Below are 18,477 nucleotides of genomic sequence, written 5' to 3'. Positions count from 1 at the left end.
ACACCACCGCGGAAAATTGGCGGCCGGGCCGGTGACGAAAAATGTCGCCGATAGTCCGTCGGCCGCGAAGCAGCTAATTCTTTCCCGTTCGAAATAATCGGCAATGAATCGCATCGCATAGCATCGAATTGCGCTTTGGAATTTGGAATGGCTGGGGCAGGCGGCTGGCGACCCGCGCGGCGGGCATTCTCGATCAGAAATGGCTCACCGGCTGGTCCGCCGCCGGCTCGTTCGAGGGCGAGTTTTCGTCCGTCACGCGCTCCTACGCAGGCAAGGGCGTGGTGCGATACGCCTGGTGATGTCCGCCGCCGAGGATCGCGTCCGTCTCAGGCTGCCGCGCCGACGGCCTGCCAGAGGCCGAGCACCTCCTGGCGCGTTATGCCGCGTGTGATGAACACGATGCGCGAGCGCCGGTCGGTGTCGGGCCATTTGGCCAACGCCACCGGCGGATGGAAAACATGGTGCACGCCGTGGACCGCGACCGGCGTTGGCTCATCGCGGAGGTTCAAAATCCCTTTGACCCGCAGCAGGTCCTCGCCGCGCGTGTGGCGCAGATGAGCCAGCCAGTCTGAAACCGCCATCCAGTCGAGAGGTTCGTCGAACGCGAGCATGAAGCTGACGATCGCTCCATCATGGCCGTGATGGCCGTGATGGTCGTGCTCATGCGCCGCCCCGGCGGAGCCGGCGAACGCCGGTTCATTGAGCCAGCGCTCGACGTCAACCGTTTTCTTGTCGGGATCGACGAGGGCGGCACCGAACAATTGTGCCGGATCGATCTCGCCGTGCATCACGCTGTCGATTCCGGCACCGGGATTGAGCCGGCGGAGACGCAACTCGAGTGCGTCAATGTTGTTGACTAAATCCCGCTTGGTGATCAGCAGCCGATCGGCAAGCGCCACCTGTTTCACCGCCTCGTACTGACGGTCGAGCTGATGGGACGCATTGACGGCATCGACCGTCGTGACGACGGTGTCGAGCCGCAGGAAATGCGAGACCAGCGGATTGTTCAGCAGCAACTGAACGATCGGGGCAGGATCCGCGAGGCCCGTCGTCTCGACCAGAATCCGGCGGAATGGCGGCACCTCGCCGCGGTCGCGACGCACCAGCAGTCCGCGCAGCGTCTCCTCGAGATCGCTGCGGATAGTGCAGCAAATACAACCGCTCGCGAGCACTGCAACCTCGCCATCGACGCGCTCGACCAGCAAATGATCAAGGCTGATCTCGCCATATTCGTTGATGACGACCGCACTGTCCTTCATGGCGTCGTCGCGCAGCAGGCGATTGAGCAGCGTGGTCTTGCCGCTGCCGAGAAACCCGGTGATCAGCGATACCGGAAGTCGCTCGGCGGACTTGTCGCTCTCGAACAGGCTCATCGGCATCCTCAACCTCTGGTCTTATTTTTGTCGCTAGACAACAGCCTAATGGAGGAGGAGCATGCCGAAAATAAGTTTTTAAGCCCGGCTTACAGGGCACAACCTGGGAGGAAACGATGGACGATGAGATCAGGGGCGACGAGCAAAAGGGTGGGACCGATCGCCGGACCTTGCTTCGCACCGCAGGCCTCGCAGGCGCGGCCGGCGCGGCGCTCGCGGGCTCGATGCATGGCAAGTTCTCGCTCGCGCCGATCACCGAAGCCCAGGCGCAGACCGCCGCCACGCCCAAGGGTGTCGACAAGCCATGGTGGCCTTCAAAATGGGGCAAGGATGACGAGGCCGGCGCATCCAACCACATGACGCCGGCGAAGGTCCTCGATGCGGCGAAATGGATCAAGGACGGCAAGATCTACAAGATCGGCCGCGTCTACGAGCAAGGCATGCCGTTGTTCGGCGCGCGCGCGTTCTCGCTGCGCATTCCCGGTAGTCCGACCGGTGGCCCGTTCGGCGACAACAAGCTGGTGTATCATGACGAATTTCTCGCCACGGAGATCGGCCAGACCGGTACACAGTTCGATGGCCTCGGCCACATCGGCATCCAGCTGGGCAAGGACGGCGACAAGAGCGAGATGCGGTTCTACAACGGCTTCACCGCCGCAGAGATCAGCGATGCGTATGGTCTCAAGAAGCTCGGCGTCGAGAAGCTCAATCCCATCTTCACCCGCGCTCATCTCCTCGACATGGTCGCGCTCAAGGGCGGGATGATGGATGCCGGCCAGGAGATCACCGCGGCCGATATCAAGGCGGCGCTCCAGAAGCAGAACATCCCCGAGAGCGACATCAAGCCGGGCGACGCGATCATGTTCCACACCGGCTGGGGCTCGCTGTGGATGAAGAACAATGATCGCTTCAACAGCGGAGAGCCGGGCATCGGCCTCGACGCTGCCCGGTGGGTGATCGAAAAGGATCTCGCCCTCACGGCCGCCGACACCTGGGCGGTCGAGGTGGTCCCCAATCCCGACAAGTCGCTCGCCTTCGTGGTCCATGCCGAATTGCAGACCAAGCACGGCATCCACAACCACGAGAACCTGATATTCGACGAGCTCATCGCCGACAAGAAGTATCAGTTCGTCTATTCCTTCACGCCCGCCCCGATCAAGGGCGCGACGGGAAGCAACGGTTGTCCGATCGCGATCACCTGAGGAGGCCGCATCGGCGCGTGGGCGGAGGCTGCCGCCCACGCCTGTTCGCTAGCCGCGCCCGCGATAGGGCGCCACGCCCTGGTCCGGCACCCACAGGCCCTTCGGCACGCGGCCGGTCTGCCAGAACACGTCGATCGGGATGCCGCCGCGCGGATACCAGTAGCCGCCGATGCGCAGCCATTTCGGCTTGATCTCGGACGCGATGCGCTTGCCGATCATCACGGTGCAGTCCTCGTGGAAGGCGCCGTGATTGCGGAAGCTCGCGATGTAGAGCTTCAGCGACTTCGACTCCAAGAGCCACGGGCCGGGCGCGTAGTCGATCATCAGATGGGCGAAATCCGGCTGGCCCGTGACCGGGCAGAGCGAGGTGAATTCCGGCACCGTGAAGCGGACAAGGTAGTCCGTGCCCTTCTGCGGATTGGGCACACGGTCGAGCTGGGCCTCTTCCGGTGTGTGCGGCCACTCGACCGCGCGGCCGAGCTGGAGAGATTTTTTCGCCATCGTCGTTATCCTTTGCGGATGCCGAGATGGACGCAATTGTGGCTGCCGTCAACCTGAGGCAACCGTCTGAATCAGCACCACCCTATCGTTGCCGGACTCGCAGCCCCAGAGCTCGCCCGGCCGGCCATCGAGTTGGCGGACATTTGCGTTAGCACGATCGCTCGGAAAGCTGGTGAATTTTTCCGTCATCGGATCGAAGCGCACGATGGCGTTGGCCGAGAAATCCGTCAGCCAGACCTTGTCCTTGTCATCGACATAAACCGCGTAGGTGCGAGGACGCTCGCCCGGCAGCTTCCACGTCTTCCAGGAGCCGTCGGCGGGGTCGTGCACCGAGACATGCCCGCTGTTCCACTCGCTGACCCAGATCCGGCTCCGCGAATCCGACCAGACCCGCCGCGAGCCCTGGTTCGGCGTCGGCGGCTCGACCACGGTCGCATTGCCGCTCGCCAGGTCGATCTTCGCGATATGGCTGCCGGCGAGCGAGGCGTACCAGACGTCGCCCTTGGGCGTGACGGTGATGCCGTAGGGGCCGACGCCCTTCGGCGCCTTGAACACCGTCATGTCGCCGGATTTTGGCGCGAGCCTTCCGTAATAGCCGGACTGTCCGGTGAACCAGTAGGTGCCTTCCTTGTCGAACACGCCGGTGTTGAGATTGGCGGAGGCGAACTTTTCGGGCAGGCGGAACAACGTGACTTTCAGGTCCGCCGGATCGACCCGCGCGATCGCGTTCTGGCCGCCTTCGGTGATCCAGGGCGCCCCGTCGGGGCCGATCGTCACGCCGTGCGGGGCGGCGCCCTGGCCGAGGCTGACCGTCTTGAAACTGCCGTCCTTCGGATCGAGCCTGCCAAGCATGCCCTTGCCTTGCGCAGTGAACCAGACCGTACCGTCGGGAGCGGGCGTGAGGTCGTGCAGGCCGATGCCGGGGTTGATCGGGAAATATTTTGTCCGGAACAGTCCCTCCTGCGCAAAACTTGGGCGGATCGCGAGGAAGGTGGCGCTCGAGGCAAGAAACTGGCGGCGATTCATGGCGTTACCCCGACTGTTTCAGATGGAGGTTGGACGCGCAGACCAGGCGGGGTGAAGCTTAGTCCGAGGCGCTTCACGCGTCAGTCGAAGGGCGCCGCCCAAGCGTTCACATTTGCTTGCGCTCCGTGTAAGACCCGCGGCGAACCGATCAAACCTAACGAACGGAAGTGCACCATCATGACCGCCATCATCGACATCATCGGCCGCGAGATCCTGGATAGCCGTGGCAACCCCACCGTCGAGGTCGACGTCGTGCTGGAAGATGGCGCGCTCGGCCGCGCCGCGGTGCCGTCCGGCGCCTCCACCGGCGCCCATGAGGCGGTGGAACTGCGCGACGGCGACAAGGCCCGCTATCTCGGCAAGGGCGTCACCAAGGCGGTCGGCGCCGTCAACGGCGAGATCTTCGAGGCCCTGAGCGGCCTCGATGCCGAGCAGCAGGCCCAGATCGACCAGATCATGATCGACCTCGACGGCACGCCGAACAAGAGCCGGCTGGGCGCCAACGCCATCCTCGGCGTCTCGCTCGCCTGCGCCAAGGCGGCCGCGAACTCGCTCGACATGCCGCTCTATCGCTACGTCGGCGGCACCTCGGCGCGGCTGCTGCCGGTGCCGATGATGAACATCATCAATGGCGGCGTGCATGCCGACAACCCGATCGACTTCCAGGAGTTCATGATCCTGCCGGTCGGTGCGTCGTCCTTCGCCGAGGGCCTGCGCTACGGCGCCGAGGTGTTCCACACCTTGAAGTCGGAGCTGAAGAAGGCCGGCCACAACACCAATGTCGGCGACGAGGGCGGCTTTGCGCCGAACCTGCCGTCGGCCGATGCCGCGCTCGAATTCGTCATGAACGCGATCGGCAAGGCCGGCTACAAGGCGGGCACCGACATCGTGATCGGGCTCGATTGCGCCTCGACCGAGTTCTTCAAGGACGGCAAATACGTCTATGAGGGCGAGGGCAAGACCCGCTCGGTGTCCGAGCAGGCCAAATACCTCGCCGACCTCGTCGGCCGTTATCCGATCGTCACCATCGAGGACGGCATGTCGGAAGACGACATGGACGGCTGGAAGGAGCTCACCGACCTCATCGGCAAGAAGTGCCAGCTCGTCGGCGACGACCTCTTCGTCACCAACGTCAAGCGCCTCGCCGAAGGCATCAAGGCGGGCCGGGCCAACTCGATCCTGATCAAGGTCAACCAGATCGGCACGCTGACCGAGACGCTCGCCGCCGTCGAGATGGCGCACAAGGCCGGCTACACCTCGGTGATGTCGCACCGCTCCGGCGAGACCGAGGATTCCACCATCGCCGACCTCGCGGTCGCCACCAATTGCGGGCAGATCAAGACCGGCTCCCTTGCGCGTTCCGATCGGACCGCCAAATACAACCAGCTCCTGCGCATCGAGCAGCAGCTCGGCAAGCAGGCGCTCTATGGCGGCAAGGCGGCACTGAAGGCGCTGGCATAAGCCGGCGCTTTGACAAAACAGGGGAGGATCGACATGAGCGACGGCAACAACGGCCTGCAACTGCGTTCGCTGATCAAGAAGAGCGGTGAGCTGGAAATCTCGCTGGTCGACGTGCCGACCCCCGAGCCCGCCGCGGACGAGGTCGTCGTCCGCGTCGAGGCGACGCCGATCAACCCGTCGGACCTCGGTCTCTTGGTCGGCGCCGCCGACATGAGCACGGCGAAGGCGTCGGGCACGAAGGAGGCTCCCGTCATCACCGCCAAGGTGCCGGAGGGTGCGATGCGCGCGATGGCGGGCCGGCTCGACGAATCCATGCCGGTCGGCAATGAGGGCGCGGGCGTCGTCATCAGGACCGGCTCGTCGGATGCGGCGAAGGCGCTGATGGGCAAGACCGTCGCGATGATCGGCGGCGCGATGTATGCGCAGTATCGCACCCTGAAGGTGCGCGAATGCCTGCCGCTGCCGGCGGGCACCACGCCGGCGGAAGGCGCGTCCTGCTTCGTCAACCCGCTGACTGCGCTCGGCATGACCGAGACCATGCGGCGCGAGGGCCACAAGGCGCTGGTGCATACCGCGGCCGCCTCCAATCTCGGGCAGATGCTGAACAAGATCTGCATCAAGGACGGCATCCCGCTGGTCAACATCGTGCGCAGCAAGGAGCAGGCCGACATCCTGCACAAGATCGGTGCCAAATATGTCGTCGACTCCTCAGCACCGAGCTTCCTCGGCGATCTCACCAATGCGCTGGTCGAGACCGGCGCCACCATCGCCTTCGATGCCATCGGCGGCGGCAAGCTTGCCGGCGACATCCTCAACTGCATGGAAGCCGCGATCAACAAGACCGCCAAGGAGTACAGCCGTTACGGCTCCAACGTGCACAAGCAGGTCTATGTCTACGGCGCCCTCGATGTCCGCCCGATCGAGCTGCCGCGCGGCTTCGGCATGGCCTGGGGTGTCGGCGGCTGGCTGTTGTTTCCGTTCCTGATGAAGATCGGGCAGGCGGACGGTGCAAAGCTGCGCCAGCGCGTCGTCGACGAATTGAAGACGACCTTTGCGAGCCACTACACCAAGGTGGTGTCGCTGCAGGAAGTGCTCGACCCTGCCAATATCGCGGTCTACGCCAAACGGGCCACCGGCGAAAAATTCCTCATCAACCCGAATAAATTGTCGTGATCAGCGCCGGGGCGTCACCCAAAGAAGGCCTTGCCTTCTGAGCGAAGCGGGGGATTATTCCGCCGCTGTTGAAAGCGGGACAACCGCAAGCAAAGAAGGGGACACTTCCATGACTGATCTGAATCGCCGCCACTTGCTGGCGGGCGCGGCCGCTGTGGGCGCAGCTGCCGTTACCGGGCTCGGACCGATCACTGCGCGTGCCTCAGTGCCGCCAAGCGGGACGCAGGCGCCGGGCTTCTACCGCTACAAGGTCGGCAGCCTTGAGTGTACCTCGATCAACGACGGCGCGCGCACCTTCCCGATGCCGGACAAGTTCGTCGTCAACGCGCCCAAGGACGAGGCGCTCGCCGCCGCCGAGGCGGCCTACATGCCGAAGGGCATGGTCACGGTGCCGTTCAATCCGCAGCTCATCAACACCGGCTCCAAGCTCGTGCTGATCGACGCCGGCAACGGCGTGGCCAATCTCGAGCCGAGCAAGGGCGCGGTCGGCCGCACGCTGCAAAACCTCGCGGCCGCCGGCGTCGATCCCAAGAGCATCGACGTCGTGCTGTTGTCGCATCTGCATCCCGACCACACCAACGGCATTCGCCTCGCCGACGGTGCGCTCGCGTTCCCGAATGCCGAGATCATGGTGCCCGGCAAGGACTGGGAGTTCTGGACCAGCGAGGACAACGCCGCCAAGGCCGAGTCCAACGCGATGATGAAGAACTATTTCGCCAACGTGAAGAAGACCTTTGCCGGTCTGGAGTCCAAGGTCACCAAGTACGATTGGGGCAAGGAGGTCGCGCCCGGCATCACCTCGATCGCGACGCCCGGCCACACCCCGGGGCACACCTCGTTCGCGGTCGCCTCGGGTGACGCGAAGGTGCTGATCCAGTCCGACGTCACCAACATCCCGGAATTCTTCCTGCGCAATCCGGACTGGCACGTGATGTTCGACACCGACGCCGCGTTGGCGCAGGAAACGCGCCACAAATTCTACGACATGGCGGCGGCGGAAAAGGCGACCGTGATCGGCTTCCACTTCACCTTCCCCTCGGTCGGCCATGTCGAGAAGGACGGCGCCAAATATCGCCTGATCCCGTCGGCCTGGAATCCGACGATCTGATCCGAGTTACAGATTTGCGCGAAAGATCGGGCCGCCGCGTGGCGGCCTGATTGTTTTGGGCGACCATCTGCTTTCGCGAAACGCTGCGTTTCCAAATCGGACCGGTCCATGCACTTGCATCCATCGAGCGAGATCGCTTAAGTGCCGTCCCGGCACTCCCGCTGAAGACTTCGAGGACAATCCATGGCCTATAACATCGTCACCATCGCCGGCAGCCTGCGCAAGGACAGCTTCTCGCTGAAGATCGCCAAGGCGCTCGCCAAGCTCGCGCCGGCGTCCCTCAAGCTCGAGGTCGTCACGCTGGCGGGCATCTCGTTCTTCAACCAGGACCTCGAGGGCGCGCCGCCCGCGGACTGGCTGGCCTTCCGTGACAAGCTCCAGAAGTCGGACGGCGTCCTGTTCGTCACGCCGGAATACAATCGCGCGATCCCGGGCGTGCTGAAGAACGCCATCGACGTCGCCTCGCGGCCCTATGGCAAGAGCTCGTTCAACGGCAAGCCGGTCGGCATCGTCTCGAACTCGCCGGGCCCGCTCGGTGGCGTCAGCGCCGCAAAGACGCTCCAGAACATCCTGCCCGGCATTGCTGGTCCGATCATGCAGCAGCCCGAGATCTACCTGAACGCCGTCGGCGACGCTTTCGATGCGGACGGCAATCTGGTCAAGGACTCGCTGAAGCCCGTGCTCCAGGCCTATATCGACGCCTTTGCCGTGCACGTGGCGAAGCATCACGGCTGAGGCTTTTCTTCGTCATGGCCGGGCAGAGGCGCGAGGCGCGTCTTCGCGCCAGATGTCCCGGCCATCCACGTTCTTGCGTGCGACGACGAAGAACGTGGATGCCCGGCACAAGGCCGGGCATGACGATGACGATTGGTGCCGCGGGCAGGGGACAATTAGCACTCCCTTAACCAAGCTGCCCCATCCTGCCAAAATGGTCTCCCGTGCGCGCCTGAAATCGATCCTGACCGGTCTCGCCCTCTACGCGATGGCCGCCGCCATCGTCGGCTATTTCGGCGTCAACGCCTATACCGGCAAATACGGCCTGAATGCCCGCCAGGAACTCGACCAGGAGATCATTGCGCTAACGAGCGAGCTGGCGCAGCTCAAGCGCGAGCGCGCCAGGAGCGAGCAGCGCGTATCGCTGCTGCGCTCCGAGAAGATCGACCCCGACATGCTGGACGAGCGAGCCCGCTTTCAGCTCGACTATGCCAATCCGCATGATGTCATTCGGTTGAGCAACTCGAACTAGCGCTTTCGGCAGTTTTCGAGACCGGCATCGAAAGCCGCTGTCGACATCCGCCAGGCGTGTCTCAACTCTACCGAAAGTCGTAGCTCTGGAACCGGGCTGCCGCCTTGACGGCAACGCCGCAACGGGCTCATGGCTTCTGTCGCTGCCGCCCAGGGTTGACGCAGATCAACCGGGTGGTGCCGGCACAGCCTAGACTGCCTTCCGGAGGAAACAGTGATGAATGGGTCAATGCCCCGGCATCACGCGGCCCGTGTCGAGGCCGCCATTGCGTCAGGCCAGGCGGCTCGCTCCGCGCTCGTGGCCTCGTGGTGCCGTTCGTCCCGGCTGCATCATCTCGATCCCGGTGGCCGTCACGCGCCGATGCGGCTCAGCGAAGCCGAGTTGCGACAGGCGCGCGAGCGCGTCGCGCCGCTGCTGGCCGCCGCGCGCGGTGCAATGGACCGGCTCTACCAGGCGGTGGGCGCCGCCGGCTGCTGCGTGCTGCTCGCCGACGGTGACGGCGTGCCGGTCGATCGTCGCGGCGCGCCGGCCGACGACGCCACCTTTCAATCCTGGGGCCTGTGGACCGGCGCGCTGTGGAGTGAGGAGCACGAGGGCACCAATGGCATCGGCACCTGTGTCGTCGAGCAGCGTCCGCTGACGATCGACCGCGATCAGCATTTCTTCACCCGCAACACGCTGCTGAGCTGCACCGCCGTTCCGATCTACGACCATGACGGCAGATTCGCCGGCGTGCTCGACGTCTCCTCCTGTCGCGCCGACCGCACCGACGCCTTTGCCAATCTGATTGCGCTCGCGGCGGGTGAGGCGGCCAAGCGGATCGAGGCCGACCTGTTTCGCAGCGCTTTCGCCCATGCCCGCATCGTGCTGACGGCGACGGCGGACGGCCAGTGCGGCGGCCTGGTCGCGGTCAATGCGGATGATCTCGTGATAGGCGCGACAAGGTCTGCCCGGGTGGGATTGGGAATCGCGCCCGGCCGCCCGTTGCAGCCGGTGCCCGCGGCCGATCTCCTCGGCGGCGATGCCGCGCATGACCACCTTGCCGGAGGTCAGCGCGCGGTGCTGCAGCGGGCGCTGTTGCGCGCGGGCGGCAATGTTTCGGCGGCCGCCAAGGCCTTGGGCGTGAGCCGCGCGACCCTGCACCGGAAGCTCAATCGGTTCGGGCTGAACGCGCATTGAGCGCTGCTGTTTCATCAGTCGTCATTGCGAGCGTAGCGAAGCAATCCAGAATCTTTCCGCGGAGGGACTCTGGATTGCTTCGCTACGCTCGCAATGACGATGTGGAGGCCGCAAGCGCTCCCTCTGGCACTCGCCTCGCCCACGACTGTCGCAGAACTGCGACAGGTCGGCTCCGCCATCGCTCCCGCCCGGGCTGACAGAAAACGCCTCCCGCGACATCGTCTGCGCAAGTCGTGAGCACACGACGAATTGCGCAAACAGCAAACATCGGGAGTGATCAATGAACAAGGTGGAATTCCTCAGCGTCACCAAAGTTCCCTTCGCCGCACGCTATGACAATTTCATCGGCGGCAAATTCGTCGCGCCGATCTCCGGCAAGTATTTCGACAACGCCTCGCCGGTGAACGGCCAGATCGTCTGCAAGATCGCACGCTCCGACCATCAGGACGTCGAGGCCGCGCTCGACGCGGCGCATGCCGCCAAGGGCGCCTGGGCACGCACCAGCGTTGCCGAGCGCGCCGCGGTCCTGAACCGCATCGCCGACCGCATGGAAGAAAATCTCGAGCGCCTTGCGATCGCCGAGACCTGGGACAACGGCAAGCCGATCCGCGAGACCCGCGCCGCCGACCTGCCGCTGGCGATCGATCACTTCCGATACTTCGCCGGCGTCGTCCGCGCCCAGGAAGGCTCGATCGGCGAGATCGATCACGACACCATCGCCTATCATTTCCACGAGCCGCTTGGCGTCGTCGGCCAGATCATCCCGTGGAACTTCCCGCTGCTGATGGCCTGCTGGAAGCTCGCCCCGGCGCTCGCCGCCGGCAATTGCGTGGTGCTCAAGCCGGCCGAGCAGACGCCGGCCTCGATCATGGTCTGGGCCGAGATCGTCGCCGACCTGTTGCCGCCCGGTGTCCTCAACATCGTCAACGGCTTTGGCCTGGAAGCCGGCAAGCCGCTCGCCTCGAGCCCGCGGATTGCAAAAATCGCCTTCACCGGCGAGACCTCGACGGGCCGGCTGATCATGCAATATGCCAGCCAGAACCTGATTCCCGTGACGCTGGAGCTCGGCGGCAAGTCGCCGAACATCTTCTTCAACGACGTCACCGCGGAAGACGACGACTTCTTCGACAAGGCGATCGAGGGCTTCGTCATGTTCGCGCTGAATCAGGGCGAGGTCTGCACCTGTCCGAGCCGGGCGCTGGTCCACGAGGAGATCTATGACCGCTTCATGGAGCGGGCGCTCAAGCGCGTGGCCGCGATCAAGCAGGGCGATCCGCGCGACGCCGACACCATGATCGGCGCGCAGGCCTCCAGCGAGCAGCTGGCGAAGATCCTCTCCTATATCGACATCGGCAAGGAGGAGGGCGCCAAGCTCCTCGCCGGCGGCGGACGTGCCGAGCTCGCAGGTGATCTCGCCGGCGGCTTCTACGTTCAGCCGACCGTGTTCGAGGGCCACAACAGGATGCGAATCTTCCAGGAGGAGATCTTTGGCCCCGTCGTTTCCGTCACGACCTTCAAGACCGACGACGAGGCGCTCGCGATCGCCAATGACACGCTCTATGGCCTCGGGGCCGGCGTCTGGAGCCGCGATGCCAACCGCTGCTACCGCTTCGGCCGGGCGATCCAGGCGGGCCGGGTTTGGACCAACTGCTACCATGCCTATCCCGCGCATGCGGCGTTCGGCGGCTACAAGCAGTCGGGGGTCGGGCGCGAGACCCACAAGATGATGCTCGATCACTACCAGCAGACCAAGAACCTCCTGGTCAGCTACAGCCCAAAGAAGCTCGGCTTCTTCTGATCGGGCAGGAGCGGGCGGCGCTGTTCCGCGCCGCTCGTTCCGGGCTGTTGTCCGTCGGGCCCGCCGTCATCCGTCTGTCAGAGAATTGAGACAAGACGGGAGCGCCGACTTTATTCATTCAGGTCGGCGCGTGTGGCATTCGAAGCGATGCCAGGCAAGGACGGAGGCTCGGCCATGAAGAACAGTCGTTCAGGACGGAAGACGCGTGTTGGAGCGATGCTGTTCGGCGCGGCGGCCTTGGCATTCCTGCCGCCATCGATGGCCGTCGCGCAAACCGGCCCGGCACCGGCCGGCGCCAAGCACTTCCTGACCGTTGACGGAAAGCCGCCGCTGATCCTCGGACATCGCGGACTGCCGGGGCTGGTGCCTGAAGAGACTGAGGCATCCTACGAACTTGCCGCGGCGCTCGGAACCGATGCGCTCGAAGAGGATTTGCATCTGACCAAGGACTGCGTCCTGGTGGTGCGCCATAACCCTTGGCTGGCTGACAACACCAACATTGCTGAGGTGGCGAAGACCAATGCGGCTGTGGCCGCGCGCAAGCGCACGGTGCCCGGTGTGCGCGTCAAGGCGCCGTCTGCCACCGGCGTGCCTGCTGACTATCTCACCGATCTCATTGATCCGGCCGATCCCAAATCGGTGCTGAAATCGCTGATCGTCGACGGCGAAGACCATACCAATGATTGGTCCATCACCGATTTCACCATGGCCGAGCTGAAGAGCTGGATTGGCGGCACCACCTATGACGCGGCCAATGAAAGGCCAAAGGTCTTCAACGGCAAGCTGCCGATCATCAGCTTCCAGGATGTCATCGACATCGCCAAGGCCAAGAGCAAGGAGACGGGGCGTTCGATCCTCGTCTACCCGGAAACCAAGAACCCGACCTGGAACAATGCCCAGGCGATCGCCAACGGCTGCGGCGCGCCCGGCAGCCGCCCGCTCGAGGATGCCCTGATCAAGATCATCAAGGACAACGGCCTCAACACCAAGGACGCGCCCATCCTCGTTCAGAGCTTCGAGCCGGGCAGCCTGAAATATATGCGCAGCCGTGGCCTGGAGACGCGGCAGGTCCAGCTCGTCGATGGCAACGGCATCGACTTCAAGACCGGCAAGGTTCTCCTCAACAACATCACCAATTCTCGTCCGTTCGACTGGACGGTTGCGGGCGATGCGCGGCTGTACGATTCGATGCTGACCCCGGAGGGCCTCGCGCAGATCAAGACCTACGCCGACGGCATCGGTCCGTGGAAGCCCTATATCGTTCCGCTCAAGATTGCGCCGTGGAAGGACAGCAACGCCGACGGCACGCCCTACAAGGGATCGACGCCGGAGGCTTCGACGCAGGAGCCGACCAGCCTCATTGCCGATGCGCACAAGCTCGGCCTGTTCGTGCATGTCTTCACGTTCCGCAACGAGAAGAAATATCTCGCCGCCGACTATCGCGGCGATCCAGGCCTGGAATATCTCAAATTCTTCCGACTTGGCGTCGATGGGGTCTTCACCGACTTCACGCATACGGGGGTAGGTGCCCGCACGGCCTATCTGCGGGAGCTGGGCTGGTAAGCCCGGCTTCGCGGCGGAGCTAATGTTGCCTGATCCGCGCCAAAGGTTTTGCAAAATTTCGGCCACGTTGCAGTGCGGCATAATGAAAGTCGTGCCATGCCGCCGCGGTGCTTTCGCACGCGATTGAGTTAGGTTAGAGAGGGCTTAGATTTCTCTGACCCGGAATTCCCATGGCCGCACCCAAGAAAGCCGCCGCAAGCACTCCACAGGACAAGACCAACGGCGGTTCGCCCCCGGAATTCACCAAGGAACAGGAGCTCAAGGCGCTCCGCGACATGCTCCTGATCCGGCGGTTCGAGGAAAAAGCCGGCCAGCTCTACGGCATGGGCGCGATCGGCGGCTTCTGCCACCTCTATATCGGCCAGGAGGCCGTGGTGGTCGGCATGCAGATGGCCCTGAAGCAGGGCGATCAGGTCATCACCGGCTATCGCGATCACGGCCACATGCTCGCCACCGGCATGGAGGCCAACGGCGTCATGGCCGAGCTCACCGGCCGCCGCGGCGGCTATTCCAAGGGCAAGGGCGGCTCCATGCACATGTTCAGCAAGGAGAAGCACTTTTACGGCGGCCACGGCATCGTCGGCGCGCAGGTCTCGCTCGGCACCGGGCTGGCTTTCGCCAACAGCTATCGTGGTAACGACAATGTCAGCGTCACCTATTTCGGCGACGGTGCGGCCAACCAGGGCCAGGTCTATGAGAGCTTCAACATGGCCGAGCTGTGGAAGCTGCCGGTGATCTACGTCATCGAGAACAACCGCTACGCCATGGGCACCTCGGTGTCGCGCGCCTCGGCGCAGCAGGATTTCTCCAAGCGCGGCGCCTCGTTCAACATTCCCGGCCAGCAGGTCGACGGCATGGACGTCCGCGCCGTGAAGGCCGCCGGCGACGAGGCTGCCGCCTGGTGCCGCGCCGGCAAGGGCCCCTTCATCCTGGAGATGCAGACCTACCGTTATCGCGGCCACTCGATGTCCGACCCCGCAAAGTACAGAACGCGCGAGGAGGTCGAAAAAGTCCGCCACGACCAGGACCCGATCGAGCAGGTGCGCAACCGCCTGCTCGCGGCCAAGGTCAGCGAGCAGGACCTGAAGGCGATCGACGCCGAGGTGCGTGACATCGTCAATGCCTCCGCCGACTTTGCCCAGCATGATCCCGAGCCGGATGCCGCCGAGCTCTGGACCGACATTTACCGCTGAACGCGCGCAAGCTTTCTTTTGGAGCCGATATGCCAATTCAAGTGCTGATGCCCGCGTTGTCACCCACGATGGAGAAGGGCAACCTCGCCAAGTGGCTGAAAAAAGAGGGTGAGACGATCAAGTCTGGCGACGTCATCGCCGAGATCGAGACCGACAAGGCGACCATGGAGGTCGAGGCGACCGACGAGGGCACGCTCGGCAAGATCCTGATCCCCGAGGGGACCGCCGACGTTGCCGTCAACACGCCGATCGCGACGATTCTCGCCGACGGCGAGAGCGCCGCCGATCTCGCCAAGGCGCCGGCACCTGCCCCGCAGAAGGCCGCGGAGCCCGCAGCCGCGGCCGCCGCGAAGGCCGAGGCACCCGCGCCCAGGGCTGCGCCCGCGCCGCAGGCTGTCGCCGAGCCAGATCCGGAAGTGCCTGCCGGCACCGAGATGGTGACGCAGACCATCCGCGAAGCCCTGCGCGACGCCATGGCCGAAGAGATGCGCCGCGACGCCGACGTCTTCGTGATGGGCGAGGAGGTCGCGGAATATCAGGGCGCCTACAAGGTGACGCAAGGGTTGTTGCAGGAATTCGGCGCCAAGCGCGTGATCGACACCCCGATCACCGAGCACGGCTTTGCCGGAATCGGCGTCGGCGCCGCGATGACCGGGCTGAAGCCGGTCGTCGAGTTCATGACCTTCAACTTCGCCATGCAGGCGATCGACCAGATCATCAACTCCGCCGCCAAGACGCTCTACATGTCGGGCGGCCAGATGGGCTGCTCGATCGTGTTCCGCGGGCCGAACGGCGCCGCCGCGCGCGTTGCCGCCCAGCACAGCCAGGACTACTCGTCCTGGTATTCGAACGTTCCGGGTCTCAAGGTCGTCGCGCCGTTCTCGGCCGCCGATTACAAGGGCCTGCTCAAGGCCGCGATCCGCGATCCCAATCCGGTGATCTTCCTCGAGAACGAAGTGCTCTACGGCCATACCGGCGAGGTGCCGAAGCTCGACGATTTCGTGATCCCGATCGGCAAGGCGCGCATCGTGCGCTCCGGCAGCCACGTCACCATCATCTCCTGGTCGAACGGCATGACCTACGCGCTGAAGGCCGCCGACGAGCTCGCCAAGGACGGCATCGAGGCCGAGGTGATCGACCTGCGCACGCTGCGGCCGATGGACACCGAGACCATCGTCAACTCGGTCAAGAAGACCGGCCGTGCCGTCACGGTGGAAGAGGGCTGGGCGCAGAGCGGCGTCGGCGCCGAGATCGCCGCGCGCATCATGGAGAACGCCTTCGACTATCTGGATGCGCCGGTTGCCCGCGTCTCCGGCAAGGACGTGCCGATGCCCTATGCCGCGAACCTGGAGAAGCTCGCGCTTCCCTCGGCGGCTGAAGTGGTCGAGGCCGCCAAAGCCGTCTGCTACAGGTAGACCATGGCGGGCCCGAAGGAGCAGCCACTGCCGCCCGACGTCATCGCCCGCGAGGACGCGGTCGAGATCCTGCGCGTTTTCGTGCTGGACGGCGGGCTGTCGATGGCGTTCCAGCGCGCCTTCGAGGAGCCCGACATGTGGGGCCTGCTGCTCGTCGACCTCGCCCGCCACGCCGCGCGTGCCTATGCGCGCGAAAGCGAATACACCGAGGAGGACGCCCTGAACCGGATCCTGGAGATGTTTCAGGCGGAGATCGAGCGGCCGACCGATATCGGCACCACGACGCCGCGATCGCAGAAGGGACATTGACCGTGGCGATCGAATCCCATCACTTCGATTTCATGCTGGAGGCGATCCGCGAGGCGGAGGCCTCGATCGCGCAGGGCGGCTTGCCGATCGGCGCGGTGCTGACGCGCGACAACAAGATCATCGCCCGCGGCCACAACAACCGCGTGCAGGAGAACAACGTGATCCTGCACGGCGAGATGAGCTGCCTGCGCGAGGCCGGCGTGATCTCGTTCCACGACACCGTCATGTACACCACGCTGTCGCCATGCTCGATGTGCGCCGGCGCGCTCGGTCTGTTCAAGGTGAAGCTGGTGGTGATCGGGGAATCCGTCACCTTCCCGGGCTCCAAGGACATCCTCGACAAGTTCAACATCCCCTGGATCGACCTTGCCGACGACCGCTCCATCACCATGATGAAGACTTGGCGTTCCAATCCTGCCAATGAGCGCCTTTGGCAGGGCGACATCGGCAACTAAAACCTGGTCTGTTCGTCTTCGCCCCGAGGACGACGTTTTGAGAAGTTCTTCGTGAGGTCAGCATGCCCATCAACATCCTGATGCCCGCTCTCTCGCCAACGATGGAGAAGGGCAACCTCGCCAAGTGGCTGAAGAAGGAAGGCGACAAGGTCAAATCCGGCGACGTCATCGCCGAGATCGAGACCGACAAGGCGACCATGGAGGTCGAGGCCATCGACGAGGGCACGATCGCCAAGATCCTGGTGCCCGAGGGCACGCAGGACGTCCCGGTCAACGACGTGATCGCGGTGCTCGCCGGCGAGGGCGAGGACGTCAAGGCTGCGGGCGCGGGGGCTGCGAAGCCGAGCGCCTCGGCCGCGCCGCCGAAGGCCGCTGAAGCTCCGGCGCCTGCACCTGCTGCGCCCAAGGCTGCGCCGCCGTCCGCTGCTGCTCCGGCGCCGCAGGCCGCCGCGCCCGCCGCGCAGAGCAACGGCCAAGGCGGTCGCGTGTTCTCGTCACCGCTGGCGCGGCGCCTYGCCAAGGAATCCGGCATCGATGTTGCGATGGTCACCGGCACCGGCCCGCACGGCCGCGTCGTTGCGCGCGACGTCGAGCAGGCCAAGTCCGGCAAGGGCCTGAAGGCACCTGCGGCGGCGCCGTCCGGTGCGCCCGCGATCGCGCCGACCATGTCGGACAAGCAGATCCTGTCGCTGTTCGAGCCCGGCTCCTACGACATCGTCCCGCACGACGGCATGCGCCGCACCATCGCGCAGCGGCTGACCGCGTCGATCCAGAACGTCCCGCACTTCTACCTCACCATCGACTGCGACATCGGCAAGCTGCTCGCCGCACGCGAGGAGATCAACGCCGCCGCGCCGAAGGACAAGGAGAAGAAGCCGCTCTACAAGATCTCGGTCAACGACTTCGTCATCAAGGCGATGGCGGTCGCGCTCCAGAAGATCCCGAACTGCAATGTGAGCTGGACCGAATCCGGCATGGTCAAGCACCACCATTCCGACGTCGGCGTTGCCGTGGCGATGCCCGGCGGCTTGATCACGCCGATCATCCGCAAGGCCGAGACCAAGACGCTCTCGACCATCTCCAACGAGATGAAGGATTTTGCCGCGCGTGCCCGCTCGCGCAAGCTGAAGCCGGAAGAGTACCAGGGCGGCACCACCGCGGTCTCCAACCTCGGCATGTTCGGCATCAGCCATTTCACCGCCGTGATCAACCCGCCGCATGCGACCATTTTGGCGGTCGGCACCAGCGAGGAGCGCCCCGTCGTGCGCGGCGGCAAGATCGAGATCGCGAATATGATGAGCGTGACCTTGTCCTGCGATCACCGCGCCATCGACGGCGCGCTCGGCGCCGAGCTGATCGGCGCGTTCAAGCAGCTGATCGAAAACCCCGTCATGATGATGGTGTGAGCAGAGAACGGTGAATACGTAGGGTGGGCAAAGGCGCAAGGCGCCGTGCCCACCTTATTTCTTACGGGT

Annotated in this window: 17 protein-coding genes and 1 pseudogene; 15 read left to right on the top strand and 3 right to left on the bottom strand. The window is 64.6% G+C overall.

Features of this window, described 5'->3' with window-relative positions; genetic code table 11:
- Positions 1 to 197: 197 nt before the first annotated feature.
- Positions 198 to 299 (top strand): annotated as a pseudogene (locus tag ACXJMY_RS27410) (autotransporter outer membrane beta-barrel domain-containing protein); the annotation flags it as partial.
- A 27-nt stretch (positions 300 to 326) separates the two neighbouring features.
- Here the strand turns inward: ACXJMY_RS27410 and ACXJMY_RS27405 are convergent.
- Entirely contained in the window at positions 327 to 1,379 is a 1,053-nt protein-coding gene (locus ACXJMY_RS27405; RefSeq protein ID WP_456622470.1) for a CobW family GTP-binding protein, read from the bottom strand.
- Positions 1,380 to 1,489: 110 nt separating this feature from the next.
- Between ACXJMY_RS27405 and ACXJMY_RS27400 the strand changes: the two genes are divergently transcribed.
- The gene (locus ACXJMY_RS27400; RefSeq protein WP_456622469.1) at positions 1,490 to 2,575 is read left to right on the top strand and encodes a cyclase family protein; all 1,086 of its coding nucleotides are present in this window, start codon (positions 1,490 to 1,492) and stop codon (positions 2,573 to 2,575) included.
- A gap of 48 nt (positions 2,576 to 2,623) precedes the next feature.
- On the opposite strand, the gene queF is transcribed toward ACXJMY_RS27400, so the two are convergent.
- Together queF and ACXJMY_RS27390 are read right to left on the bottom strand one after the other, a co-directional pair.
- Positions 2,624 to 3,076 (bottom strand): preQ(1) synthase, encoded by a 453-nt coding sequence (gene queF / locus ACXJMY_RS27395; RefSeq protein ID WP_456622468.1) that lies wholly within the window; start codon positions 3,074 to 3,076, stop codon positions 2,624 to 2,626.
- 48 nt (positions 3,077 to 3,124) lie between these two features.
- A complete protein-coding gene (locus ACXJMY_RS27390) occupies positions 3,125 to 4,102 on the bottom strand; it encodes a Vgb family protein (RefSeq protein ID WP_456622467.1) in 978 nt (325 codons plus the stop codon).
- Positions 4,103 to 4,279: 177 nt separating this feature from the next.
- On the opposite strand from ACXJMY_RS27390, the gene eno reads away from it, so the two are divergent.
- The 13 genes from eno (at position 4,280) to ACXJMY_RS27325 (ending at position 18,408) form a co-directional block, all read left to right on the top strand.
- On the top strand, positions 4,280 to 5,563 hold the full coding sequence (eno, locus tag ACXJMY_RS27385; protein ID WP_456622466.1) for a phosphopyruvate hydratase: 1,284 nt from the start codon (positions 4,280 to 4,282) through the stop codon (positions 5,561 to 5,563).
- Between the two features lie 33 nt (positions 5,564 to 5,596).
- The gene (locus ACXJMY_RS27380) at positions 5,597 to 6,736 is read left to right on the top strand and encodes a zinc-binding dehydrogenase (protein ID WP_456622465.1); all 1,140 of its coding nucleotides are present in this window, start codon (positions 5,597 to 5,599) and stop codon (positions 6,734 to 6,736) included.
- Between the two features lie 109 nt (positions 6,737 to 6,845).
- Positions 6,846 to 7,844 (top strand): MBL fold metallo-hydrolase, encoded by a 999-nt coding sequence (locus tag ACXJMY_RS27375; RefSeq protein WP_456622464.1) that lies wholly within the window; start codon positions 6,846 to 6,848, stop codon positions 7,842 to 7,844.
- A gap of 183 nt (positions 7,845 to 8,027) precedes the next feature.
- Entirely contained in the window at positions 8,028 to 8,579 is a 552-nt protein-coding gene (locus ACXJMY_RS27370) for an NADPH-dependent FMN reductase (RefSeq protein ID WP_456622463.1), read from the top strand.
- A gap of 193 nt (positions 8,580 to 8,772) precedes the next feature.
- Complete coding sequence (locus ACXJMY_RS27365; protein WP_456622462.1) at positions 8,773 to 9,090, top strand: FtsB family cell division protein; 318 nt, start codon at positions 8,773 to 8,775, stop codon at positions 9,088 to 9,090.
- Positions 9,091 to 9,306: 216 nt separating this feature from the next.
- Positions 9,307 to 10,269 (top strand): GAF domain-containing protein, encoded by a 963-nt coding sequence (locus ACXJMY_RS27360; protein ID WP_456622461.1) that lies wholly within the window; start codon positions 9,307 to 9,309, stop codon positions 10,267 to 10,269.
- 280 nt (positions 10,270 to 10,549) lie between these two features.
- Entirely contained in the window at positions 10,550 to 12,067 is a 1,518-nt protein-coding gene (gene adh, locus ACXJMY_RS27355; protein WP_456622460.1) for an aldehyde dehydrogenase, read from the top strand.
- Between the two features lie 174 nt (positions 12,068 to 12,241).
- Entirely contained in the window at positions 12,242 to 13,630 is a 1,389-nt protein-coding gene (locus ACXJMY_RS27350; protein WP_456622459.1) for a glycerophosphodiester phosphodiesterase family protein, read from the top strand.
- Positions 13,631 to 13,800: 170 nt separating this feature from the next.
- A complete protein-coding gene (pdhA, locus tag ACXJMY_RS27345) occupies positions 13,801 to 14,823 on the top strand; it encodes a pyruvate dehydrogenase (acetyl-transferring) E1 component subunit alpha (protein WP_456622458.1) in 1,023 nt (340 codons plus the stop codon).
- 29 nt (positions 14,824 to 14,852) lie between these two features.
- On the top strand, positions 14,853 to 16,238 hold the full coding sequence (locus tag ACXJMY_RS27340; RefSeq protein ID WP_456622457.1) for a pyruvate dehydrogenase complex E1 component subunit beta: 1,386 nt from the start codon (positions 14,853 to 14,855) through the stop codon (positions 16,236 to 16,238).
- Between the two features lie 3 nt (positions 16,239 to 16,241).
- Entirely contained in the window at positions 16,242 to 16,547 is a 306-nt protein-coding gene (locus ACXJMY_RS27335) for a DUF5076 domain-containing protein (protein WP_456622456.1), read from the top strand.
- A 2-nt stretch (positions 16,548 to 16,549) separates the two neighbouring features.
- The gene (locus tag ACXJMY_RS27330; protein ID WP_456622455.1) at positions 16,550 to 17,002 is read left to right on the top strand and encodes a nucleoside deaminase; all 453 of its coding nucleotides are present in this window, start codon (positions 16,550 to 16,552) and stop codon (positions 17,000 to 17,002) included.
- A 62-nt stretch (positions 17,003 to 17,064) separates the two neighbouring features.
- Complete coding sequence (locus ACXJMY_RS27325) at positions 17,065 to 18,408, top strand: pyruvate dehydrogenase complex dihydrolipoamide acetyltransferase (RefSeq protein ID WP_456622454.1); 1,344 nt, start codon at positions 17,065 to 17,067, stop codon at positions 18,406 to 18,408.
- Positions 18,409 to 18,477: the final 69 nt, after the last annotated feature.

The organism is Bradyrhizobium sp. P5_C12 (genome assembly GCF_054049735.1).
Note: the sequence above shows the minus strand (reverse complement) of the source record. Positions and strands in the feature narration are given on the sequence as shown.